Here is a 10,724-nt window from a genome sequence, read left to right as displayed (position 1 = left end):
GCCGGGGCGAGCGCCGGGCCCGCGGCGGCGGAAGACGGACGCGGCGCCGAAGCCGATGGGCAAGGCGGTGGCGGAGCCGATAACGGAACCGATAACGGCGCCGCTGACGGATCCGACAGTATCTTCTCGAGCCTTGCCGGCAACGATCCCGGGATCATCCAGCGCCTGGTTGCGCAATTGCTCACGTCACTGCGCGACGACCGGGAAAAACTGGACGAACTGGCGGCCCGCCGGGACAGGGACAACCTGGCCCATCACGCTCACCGCGTCCTGGGCGTGGGCCGCATGCTCAATGACCGGACTCTCATCGAAGCCTGTCGGCGGCTGGAGGCCGCCTGCGCCCTCGATGCGCCGTCCGCCGCGGAGCTCTATTCCACCTGCGTGCCCCAATTGCGCCGCGCCATGCTGGATGCGGAGCGACGCCATGGCCCTGCCCGGGATGGATAGGCATGCGGCCCGCCGGCCGTGGAACTGCAGGGCGAGTTCACCCTAGGACAGCGGAATGCCGTTGCGTTCCGCAAGCTTGATGAGCGACACCATGTTGGGCGTATTCAGCTTCTGCATGAGCCGGACCTTGTAGGTGCTCACCGTCTTGTGGCTGATCATCAGCGTCTCGGCGATCTCCAGATTGGACATGCCTTTGGCGAGCAGGCCCAATATGGTGAGCTCGCGATCGCTGAGCTTGGATATCTCGCTGGCGTTCTCGGCCGGCTCGGCCGCCGCGCCGGCGGTTTCGTACAACTGGCTGACCACCACCTGCGGAAAATACGTGTAGCCCGAGAGTACCGCCTTCACGGCGGTGGGCAGTTCGTCGAGCTTGTCGTCCTTGCACAGGAAGCCCGCCGCGCCCGCCTGCAGGCACCGCACGGCGTGGCTGCGTGAATCGTTGGAAGTCAGGATAAGCACGCGCGTGGCCACCCTGGCCGCCCGCAGCCGGGCAATGACCGAAAAGCCGTCGAGCTTCGGGATGCCCAGGTCCAGGATGACCAGATCGGGCTCCAGCGTGCGCACGGCCTGCATGCAATCGACGCCGGTGTCGCACTCGGCCACGATCTGGTAGCCCTCCCGCTCGAGCAGCACGCGGACGGCCATCCTGATCAAGGCGTGGTCGTCTACCACAACGATGCGCGGCCCCATACCCATCTCCGATCCGATTGGTTTATCTGTTGCTATTTGATTCATTATAGAACTCCGGTTCCGCAGCGGCCGAACGGCGCCGCGCGCATCGGCAAGCGCCGCGGGCAGGCGGCGCGGCGACGTTGCGGCGCGGCGCGCATCATTCACATGCGACGGTCGCGGTGTCGTAGTAGACGGCGGGATCGCGAGGCGGCAGCGCATAGCGGGCGCGGCACTCGCCGCCCTCCCACTTCACGGAAAGCTGGCCCTGGTCTTCCGCCAGCAGCAGCAGGGCCCGGCCCCGGTGATCCACCATGCCCACCGTCCGGCCCTCGCCGTCCTCGACCATGGCGCCCAGGGGCAGGCGGGTCTGCGGATCGCGGCGGAAATCCATCTGCACGCGGCGGCCGGCGAATCCCTTGAAATCGGCCTGCACGATCGCGCCGCGGCGCGGCACCACGGTCGCCACCAGTTCGTCCAGCTCCACGTCCGCGCCCACGGCATCGGTCTTCAAGTGAATGGTATTGATGCGGTAGGGCTGGATGTACGGGTAAATGGCATAGGAGTTGTAGCCGGTGGTGGGCAGGTTGTCGCCCACGCCGACGCCCTCCACGCCCTTGACGCGCACCAGCACGAAGCCTTCGCCGACGTCGCGCGTGAAATTGACGCCGCCGCCGTGCGCCACGACCGCGCCGGAGCCGTGCAGGCTCAGCGAACGATACCCCTGGCCCGCGCTGTAGGTGCCGCCGATGCGCGCCGCGGGCAGCTCCGAGTGCAGGGCCAGCGAGCCCGCGTTGTTGCCGTGCGAAGTGTGCGCGCCCTGCAGCGAGTACATGGTGTAGCGCGCGCCCGGCACGTAGCCGTTGACGCTCGCATTGGAATGGACGCTGCCTGCGGAGCGGCTCTGGCTGAGGTACAAGCTGGGCGCTCTCGCGCTCTTGCCCAGCGGGATGGACAGCGAAAGCATGACGGTGTCGGACGTGCGGGCCTCGCCGCTGCGGCCGTAGCGGTCGCGCGTTCTCGCGTAGGACAGGTTGTACGAGATGCCGCGCCAGCTATTGCCGTACCCTGCGCCGGCGCTGGTGCTGGAGGTGGCGTTCCAGTAGCGCTGCTGGCTGGCGTTGAGGTAGAAGTTGCCCCAGCGGCCGCCCGTGCCGAGCATCTGGTTCACGTAGACGTCGAGCTTGGAACGCGAGAGCGAGGACGCATAGCGCTGCGGGTCGCCGCCGTCGCCGGCGGCGGCCAGCTCGCTGACGTGGTTGTCCAGCGTCCGGTAGCCTTGCGTGGAGTAGCGGTAGGCCGCCAGGGTGAAGTTGGTGGCCGTCTCGGTGAAGGTCTTGGTGTACAGCGCCCGCACGCTTTGGCCCTGCCGCGTCTCGCCCAGCATGCGGCTGCGGGAATGCGTGGCGTCGAGCGACATCGCGCCGATCGGCGTGTTGGCGCCCACGCCCAGGTTGAGCGCATAGTACGAATCCGACGCCTGGAAGCCGCCCGCCACGGAAATGTTGTCGGTCAGGCCGTAGAGGGCCGAAGCGGACAGAAAGTTCGGCGACGAGAGACGGTCGTCCTGGGAGTCGTACTTGCCCGCCTCGGCGCTGTATTTGAAATGGCCGCGCCGCACGAGCAGGGCCACCGAGGCGAATGCCTGGGTGAATTCGCGCTTGCGTCCGTCGGCCTCGATGACGGTCACGTGCATGTCGCCGTTGGACCCGCTGGGAAAGAACTCGTTGAGCGCGAACGGGCCCGGCGGCACCGTGGCGCTGTAGAGCAGGTAGCCGTTCTGGCGCACTTCCACGGTGGCATGGGTTTCGGCCACGCCGCGGATCACGGGCGCGTAGCCGCGCTCGCTGTCGGCGAGCATGCTGTCGTCGGACTCGAGGCGCACGCCGCGAAAGCGCACGCTGTTGAAGAGATCGGCCCCGGAGTACAGCTCGCCCACGCTGAACTGGCTGCGCAGCGCGGTGACGTCATGCTGCAGGAACGTCCGGTTGCTGCGGAATTCCGTGCCTTGCGGGGTGTGGACCAGGTTGGACTCATTGCGCGCGCGCCAGGTGCCCAGGTTGACGCCGTTGCTGAAACCCAGGTACGACGTGCGCACGTTCTGGCCGCCGTAGCGGTCCGACCGCCAGTTGACCTGGTAGTTGACGAAGGCGGCATTCACGCCGTAGTCCCACAGGCTTTCGTCGGCGTAGCCGCGCCGGTTCCGGGTGAGAAAGACTTGCGGCACCGTCACGCGCAGCAGCAGGCGGCCGGAGTCGTAGTCGGCCAACGCCTGGTTGTCGAGCCGGGAGAGGTCCACGCATCCGGACTGCCCATCGGCAGACAGCCTGGCCAGCGCCTCTTTCGACAGGCCGAATTCGCGCAGCATGCCGAGCGACAGGCAGGGTTCGAGGCGGTGCTTGCCGGAAACCTGGCGAAGCGCGATGTCGCGCTTGCCCACGGCGTCGCCGTTGACGATGATGTCGAGCCGGTAGGTGCCAGGCGGCATGCCGCCGCCCTCGTCGGACATCAGGCTGCCGAGGTCGAGGTTGTCGCCGCCCCGGATCAGGCTGGGGTCGAACGGCGGGATCAACCGCTTGCCCGCAGCGGGATCGGCGTCTGCGGCCACGGCGGCCCGCCCTGCGATGAAGACGGACGCAGACAGGACCATGCCGATACGGACGGCCAGCGTCCTGAACGGATGATTGAGATCGAGCATGAATTCCACATCAGCGATGAAGAAGCCCGGACAGGGCGTGGGAACCGGCTATTTGGAAACAGGCGTGGGCTTCGCCGGGCGCTCTCCTTCCAGCATGACGCGGTAGGCATCCTGGCCGCCGAAATCGTTGACCACCCGGTATTCGAGCGCGGCCTTGCCGGATTTGCCGGACAGGGTGTGCCGCAGGGAAAAGCGCAGGGTTTCTCCGGGAGGCACGACGGCGGCGTCAAAGACCGGCGAAGCCGGCGCGGACGACAGCGACGCGTTGACCAGCGTGATGTGAAACGCGCCCGGGTTGTGCACCACGAGCTGCGAGCCGGCGACGCTCCAGCCGAGGTTCTCGGCGGCCGCCTGGGCCGACCCCTTGAGCCCCGGAGGCCGGTAGAAGACCTTGATGCGCTGGAGCACGGCCACGTCCATGTTGCCGCCCTCGGCGTCGCGCTGGGGAATCTCCTGGACGTTCAGCCAGAGCATGGTTTCGCGGTCGGCCGGCGCGCCCAGGCCCGAATACAGCACCCGCACCAGTTGCTCGCCGCCCGCGCGAACGCGCACGAGCTGGGGTGTGAGAGTGAAGTTGTCCACGTCTTCGCCGTTCGGCCCGGTGAGCCATGACTGCACGAGAACGGCGCCACCGCGATTGCGCACGCCGAAAGACGCTTCGCGGCGTCCTTCGTCGATGATGACGCGCGTCGTGTTGAGGCCGATGCTTGCATGCGCGGCGGCTGAAGACAGCACCGCCGCTGCCGCGAAGAAAAGGGCGCTAACTCGCAACATGGAAAACAACCTGAAAATTTGCGGGGCGGACCGAATCCGGGCCGCCCCATTTCAAAACACGCCGGGAGCGAGAACGCCGTACGACGCGACAGCCCGCCGGGAGGGCGCAGCGAGCCGCTGGCCGCACGGCGCAGCGGCTTCGAGGAGGGACGACGGCCCCGCTTCGAAACGCCGCGCGCAGCCGCCTCAGTTCGTGGTGATGACGAACGGCAGCGTGGCGTTCGCGACACCCGCGGTGGGCGCCGGAGCGGGTCCGGGCGCTTCGCCGGGCTTGGCGGGCGGGGTGGGAACGCCGTTGGCCACATAGGCGGCGACGAATTTGACGCTGACGCTTTCGCCGGCTTTCAGGCTGCGGTCGACCAGCACGCCGCTCTTGAGGTCGAATGCATCCTTGCTGCTCGTGGAGGGATACACGGCGATGCCAACGTTCTGGGCGTAGCCGGCAGCGGTGGAGCCGCCGTTCACGCGCAGGATGCGGCCGTCGGCGCTGGTTTCGCCGGCGGGCGCGGCCAGCGTCATCTTGACGCTGGAATCGGCCTTGCACACCACCTTCAAGTCGGCGGAGCCCGTGCCGGCGTTGCCCGAGAACGAAGGCGCCGCCACGGAGCCGATGCTTTCGGTGTTGACCACGCCCAGCTGCACGTTGATGACCTGCGCGTCGCCGCCCGCGTTGGACAGGTAGCACGTGTCGGCGCTGATGGAGCCCTTGAACTCGATGCGGCCCTGCGTCTGCGCGGAGGCGCTGCCCGCGGCCGCAGCCATGATTGCCAGACCCAGAACGGTGGATGCCTTCTTCATGATATTTATTCCACTATGAAAAAAATGGATGAACGGAACACAAAAGACTGTGAGCAGATATTTGTCGGCTCGCCGTTTGCGAAGGGCAAATACTAAATTTGGAGCCCCGTGCCGCGCAGCCAGACTGAGCCGATCGGCCTGTCAGACTTTTCCTCCATTGACGCGGAAATTTCGTACTCCGCTCGCGCGCCAGCCGGGACCGCGGCCGCGTGACAGCGATGCGGGACCGGAAGCGCGGCGCGAGAAGCAAGGAAGGGAAAGCGGCGAGGCCGAAGATGGATGCCGTCGTCGCGCGGATGCGCGGTCAGGCGGCGTCGGGCCCGGACAGGGCCGCCCGCCGGAGACGCAGGCAGGAAGCGAGAGGCGGAAAGTGGAAGGCGGAAAGCCGGCTCGCGCGCCGGCGGGGACGCGGCGGCGCGCGGGCCGCCGCGCGGCGCGCTCAGGCCAGGGTGGCGACGGCGGCGGCGATGCGCTGCATGGCGGTACGCAGCTGCTCCTCGGACGAGGCGTAGCTGATGCGGAAATACGGCGCCAGGCCGAAGATCGTGCCCGGCACCACGGCCACGTCGTGCTCGTCGAGCAGCCAGGCGCAGAAGTCGGTGTCGGTTTCCAGGCGCCGCCCGCCGGGCGTGGTCTTGCCGAGCACGCCGGCGCAGTTGGCATAGGTGTAGAACGCCCCTTCCGGACGCCGGCAGCGTATGCCGGGAATGGCATTGAGCGCGTCCACGACCAGGTCGCGGCGGCGGCGGAAGGACTCGCGGCGCTCGGCGAGCACGTCCTGCGGTCCGTTGAGCGCCTCGATGGCGGCCGCCTGCGTGACCGAGCAGGGGTTGGACGTGCTCTGACTCTGCACCACCGCGATGGCCGCGATCAGCTCGCGCGGGCCGGCCCCGTAGCCCAGGCGCCATCCGGTCATGGCGTAGGCCTTGGACAGGCCGTTGACCGTGAGCGTGCGGTCGGCCAGGCGCGGCTCCACCTGCGCCATGGTCTTGAAGGCGAAGCCGTCGTAGATGAGGTGTTCGTAGATGTCGTCGGACAGCAGCCACACGTGCGGATGGCGCAGCAGCACGTCTGCGATGGCGCGCAGGCGCGCTTCGTCGTAGGCCGCGCCGGACGGATTGGACGGCGAGTTCAGCATCAGCCAGTGGGTGCGCGGCGTGATGGCGGCTTCGAGGTCGGCCGGGTCGAGCAGGAAGTTGTTTTCCTCGCGGCCGGGCACCTGCACGGCGACGCCGCCAGCGATGGCGATCATGTCGGCATAAGAGGTCCAGTACGGCGTGACGACGATGACCTCGTCGCCGTCGTCCAGCGTGGCCATGAGGGCATTGTGGATGACCTGCTTGGCGCCCGCGCCGGCCGTGATCTGGTCCAGGCCGAATTCCAGTCCGTTTTCGCGCTGGAACTTGGCGGCGATGGCCGATTTGAGCGCCAGCGTGCCGTCGAGCTGCGTGTATTTGGTTTCGCCGGCCTCGATGGCGCGCACGGCCGCGGCCTTGACGTTGGTGGGCGTGTCGAAATCGGGCTCGCCGGCCCCCAGCACGATGACGTCGCGGCCTTCGCGCTTGAGCTGGGCGGCGCGGGCGCCGATGCGCAGGATGCCGGACACCTCGATGCGGGCGATGCGTTGCGCGCGCCGCAAGGGGACGGCGGGCGCGGCCTCGGAATGGGACATGAGAGCGTTACTCCGTTGCAGGAAAGGTCAGCGCGCGGCGGTGACCATGATTTCGACGAGGATATCGGGCGCGGCAAGCTCCAGCGCGCCGCAGCAGCGGGCCGGCGCCTGTCCGGGAACGATCCAGGCATCATAGACCGCATTCATGCCGGCGAAATGCGCCATGCTGGACAGCCAGATGGTGACGCTGAGCAGGCGCGACTTGTCGGTGCCGGCCTCGGCCAGCATTCCGTCGATGGCGGCGAGCACCTGCCGCGTCTGGCCGCCGATGTCCTGGCTGCGGTCGGCGGCGGTGTGGCCGGCGAGATAGACCACGTCGCCGTGGATCACCGCGCGCGAGCGGCGCGCGTTCTGGTCGAGGCGCTCGATGGGCAGGCGCGCGCTCATTGCTGCGTTCCCTGGCCCGAGACGCGGCGGCAATGGTTGAGCGCGGCCTGGATCAGGTTGTCGCTGGCTTCGGGTGTGCGGAAAGCCGAGTGCGCCGACAGCGTGACGTTGTCGAGTTCGTAGAGCGGATGCTGCGCGGGCATGGGCTCGACCTCGTACACGTCCAGCCCGGCGTGGCCGAGCTTGCCGCTCTTGAGGGCGGCGATCATGGCGGCCTCGTCGACCAGCGCGCCGCGCGCGGTGTTGATGAGGATGGCGCCGTCGCGCATGGCGGCGAGGCGCTGCGCGGAGATCATGCCGCGCGTTTCGTCGTTGAGCAGCAGGTGCAGCGACACCACGTGGCTCTGCGCCAGCAGCGCGTCCAGCTCGACGAACTCCACGCCGGGATGGGACTTGGGGCTGCGGTTCCAGGCCAGCACCTTCATGCCCGCGCCCTGGGCCAGGCGGGCCACCTCGGCGGCGATGCCGCCGAAGCCGACCAGCCCGATGGTCTTGCCCGTGAGCTGCACGGCGTCGGTGCGCAGCCAGTTGCCCGCGCGCATGCCGCGGTCCATCTTGGCCAGGCCCTTGGCGGCGGCCCACATCAGCGCGAACGCACACTCGGCCACGGCCGTGTCGCCATAGCCCTTGATGATGTGCACCTCGATGCCCAGCCCGCCCAGCTCTTCGGGATTCATGTACGAGCGCGCGCCGGTGCCCAGGAAGACCACGTGCTTGAGGGCCTTGCACTGGCGGGCAATGCCGGTGGGCAGGTGGGTGTGGTCGATGATGGCGATTTCGCCGTCGCCCAGCGCGGCCGGCACCTGGTCGGGCGTGATGTCGGGCTGGCGGTTGATGACCAGCTCGGGATCGCCGGCGCGGCGCAGGCGCTCGGCCACGGCGGCGAGCGTGGGGTTGGCGTCGAGGAAAACGGCTTTCATGCGGAAGTCCTTTTCGGATCGGAGGCGAGGAAAATGTCGGCCGGCGGGGCCGAAAAATCTGTATTCGATGCTGCATACAGATGATGAATATTGTTCTGTATACAGTCAAGTGATACGATGCGCGCCAAGGACGGCCGCCGCGGCGCGGCCCCGAAAAAAGGCTAAAGCCCCCTCCCCTTTCTTTTCGCCCCACCGGCGTCCGTTCCATGTCCGAAGACCTCGCGCAAACGCCCAGCGACAGCATTGTCGACAAAGTCTATCTGCAGGTCCGGGACATGGCGATCGACTATGTTTTCAAGCCCGGCGAGCGCATCAACGAAGTGGCGCTGTCCAAGACGCTGGGCGTGTCGCGCACGCCGCTGCGCGAAGCGCTCAACCGCCTGAACATCGAGGGCCTGCTGAAGTTCTCGCCCGGCAAGGGCTTTTACTGCCGCGACCTGGACGTCAACGAGATCTTCCAGCTCTACGAGCTGCGCAAATCGCTGGAAGTGTCGGCCGTGCGGCTGGCGATCCAACGCGCCGGCGACGAGCGCATCCGCGAGGCGCTCGACTTCCTGGAAGCCACCGGCCCCGAGGCCGGCGAACGCACGGTGGCGGAACTGGTGGCGCTGGACGAGGCTTTCCATGAGCGCGTCATGGCCATGTCGGGCAACGCCGAAATGCTGCGCGTGCTGAAGAACGTGAATGCGCGCATCCGCTTCGTGCGCTGGATCGATATGCGCCGCGCCGACCGCCCGGCCAGCCAGCGCGAGCACCGCCTCTTGCTGCAGGCCCTGCTCGCCCGCGACGAGAACGCCTGCGCGGCGCTGCTCGAAAAACACATCGACCGCCGCATGGACCAGATCACCTCGGCCATTCGCGAGGGCTATGCGCAGATCTACATGGCCGGCCAGGAGCTGGCCGCCACCACCTGAGGCCGGTCCCGGCCACCGGGCGCGCCCCATGGGCCTGGCGCCCGTCCCCTGCGCACCGTCGAACGCGAAATCGGCAAGAACGTCTGCCTTGACCGCGCCAGCCGGGAAATCACGCGCATCCGCTACCGCGAACTGCTGGCGCAGATGGAATGGATCGCCCTGCAGCGCGGCGAAAGTGGCCGACACGCCCGGCCTGGCGCGCGATGTCATTTCCCGCGCCGCGCCCGGCCGGCAGGCGAGCACCATGGCCCGGGAGGCGGCCGCATGGCCGCGCCGCATGTCTGGCGCAGCGCAACGCCGCCATGCGCCACCTGCCCCGGCTGCCGCTCAAGCGCTATTTCCCGAGCGGCCCGATGAAGTCTGAACAGCAAGTCGCCCGCGCGCTCGGCGAGGTGGCTTGAGGGTTTCCAGGCGAGATTGACGCGGGCGGGTTCGTCCGCAGCGTCAATGGCCGTGAGAGCGGGGGCGGCGAAAGAACGGATGCGCGGGCCGACGCCGCCGCACGGCATTGCCCGGCAATAGGGAAGTCGAATCTGGCCCCGCGATATCCGGCGTCGAGTCTGCATCATCGGGCTCTTGACCGTCGCAGAGGTGGACAATGCCATCGATGGTGTTCGACGAACGGGTTCTTCGCGGTTTTCGCCCTGGCGACGCTGCTGATTTCGCTTGCGCGGCGCGGGAATCGGTGAATACCGTGGGCCGCTGGATGCCATGGCGCACCGCCTCGTTCTCGAAAGCGGACGCCCTTGCGTGGTTCAAGCAATGCCGGGCAAGCAAGCGCGCCAAGACGGCTGTCGAGCTGGGCATATTCTCGAAAACAACGGGCGAATTGCTGGGCGGCGCGGCGCTGAACGCGATTGACCGGCGGAATCTTGTCTGCAATCTGGGCTATTGGGTCAAACAATCGGCGCAACGCCAGGGCATTGCCTCCCGCGCGGTGCGGGCGCTGGTGCCTGTGCCTTCGACGTACCTGGCATGAAGCGGGTCGAAATCGTTGCCGCCGCCGGAAATCTGGCAAGCGAGTCGGTCGCGCGGAAGTATGGCGCGCAGCTCGAAGGAATTGCGCGGAACCGGATTCAACGGCACGGGACGGCTACGGCGGCGTTGATTTTCTCCGTCGCGCCTCACACGGCACAGCCGTCTGCAAGCGCCGGAGCGAGACGCGCGGCCTGTGCGGCTACGACCGGGCGGCCGCCTCCGACGCCCGCACGTCTTCCAGCCAGCGGGCGAAGAACTGCGCCTCGGGACCGGCGCCGGGATCGAGGCAGTAGTAGTAGCGTTCCAGGGGCAGGCGCCACTGCGGCAGCGGCGAGACGAGGCGGCCCTGTTCCAGATCGTGCGAGAGCAGCGAGCGCGGGGCGACGGCCAGGCCGAGGCCGTCCACGGCGGCCTGCAGCACGAGGTGCAGGTGGTCGAACTGGAGCCGGCCCGCGGGGGCGCAGGCG

11 protein-coding genes are annotated in these 10,724 nt (G+C 68.0%); 3 read left to right on the top strand and 8 right to left on the bottom strand.

All coding sequences use genetic code 11. From position 1 onward, the window contains the following. Window positions 1–447 (top strand): Hpt domain-containing protein (locus tag AD428_RS25155; protein WP_160318588.1); only part of this gene is annotated, 447 nt, incomplete at its 5' end. Between the two features lie 42 nt (window positions 448–489). On the opposite strand, the gene AD428_RS15720 is transcribed toward AD428_RS25155, so the two are convergent. The 7 genes from AD428_RS15720 to AD428_RS15690 form a co-directional block, all read right to left on the bottom strand. Next, window positions 490–1,080, bottom strand: coding sequence for a response regulator (locus tag AD428_RS15720; protein WP_235490481.1), 591 nt, complete (start codon window positions 1,078–1,080; stop codon window positions 490–492). Window positions 1,081–1,276: 196 nt separating this feature from the next. Continuing rightward, complete coding sequence (locus AD428_RS15715) at window positions 1,277–3,814, bottom strand: fimbria/pilus outer membrane usher protein (RefSeq protein ID WP_053245801.1); 2,538 nt, start codon at window positions 3,812–3,814, stop codon at window positions 1,277–1,279. A gap of 48 nt (window positions 3,815–3,862) precedes the next feature. Next, complete coding sequence (locus AD428_RS15710) at window positions 3,863–4,588, bottom strand: fimbrial biogenesis chaperone (RefSeq protein ID WP_152968114.1); 726 nt, start codon at window positions 4,586–4,588, stop codon at window positions 3,863–3,865. 186 nt (window positions 4,589–4,774) lie between these two features. After that, window positions 4,775–5,386, bottom strand: a complete 612-nt coding sequence (locus AD428_RS15705) for a fimbrial protein (protein WP_053245799.1) — start codon at window positions 5,384–5,386, stop codon at window positions 4,775–4,777. Between the two features lie 439 nt (window positions 5,387–5,825). Beyond that, on the bottom strand, window positions 5,826–7,058 hold the full coding sequence (locus tag AD428_RS15700) for a pyridoxal phosphate-dependent aminotransferase (RefSeq protein WP_053245798.1): 1,233 nt from the start codon (window positions 7,056–7,058) through the stop codon (window positions 5,826–5,828). Window positions 7,059–7,085: 27 nt separating this feature from the next. Further along, window positions 7,086–7,445: a RidA family protein gene (locus tag AD428_RS15695; protein ID WP_053245797.1), complete on the bottom strand. Its 360-nt coding sequence runs from the start codon at window positions 7,443–7,445 to the stop codon at window positions 7,086–7,088. Beyond that, a complete protein-coding gene (locus tag AD428_RS15690; RefSeq protein WP_053245796.1) occupies window positions 7,442–8,365 on the bottom strand; it encodes an NAD(P)-dependent oxidoreductase in 924 nt (307 codons plus the stop codon). Before AD428_RS15690 ends, AD428_RS15695 begins: the two co-directional genes overlap by 4 nt. A gap of 206 nt (window positions 8,366–8,571) precedes the next feature. Between AD428_RS15690 and AD428_RS15685 the strand changes: the two genes are divergently transcribed. Continuing rightward, on the top strand, window positions 8,572–9,279 hold the full coding sequence (locus tag AD428_RS15685) for a GntR family transcriptional regulator (protein WP_053245795.1): 708 nt from the start codon (window positions 8,572–8,574) through the stop codon (window positions 9,277–9,279). Window positions 9,280–9,886: 607 nt separating this feature from the next. Then, on the top strand, window positions 9,887–10,258 hold the full coding sequence (locus tag AD428_RS15680; protein WP_235490478.1) for a GNAT family N-acetyltransferase: 372 nt from the start codon (window positions 9,887–9,889) through the stop codon (window positions 10,256–10,258). Between the two features lie 198 nt (window positions 10,259–10,456). On the opposite strand, the gene AD428_RS15675 is transcribed toward AD428_RS15680, so the two are convergent. Further along, on the bottom strand, window positions 10,457–10,724 hold a 268-nt coding region (locus AD428_RS15675), incomplete at its 5' end, for a LysR substrate-binding domain-containing protein (protein WP_235490475.1).

The sequence above is a fragment of the Achromobacter sp. DMS1 genome, assembly GCF_001270295.1.
The sequence above is the reverse complement of the archived record's forward strand: the minus strand, read 5'-3'. Positions and strand labels throughout refer to the sequence as shown.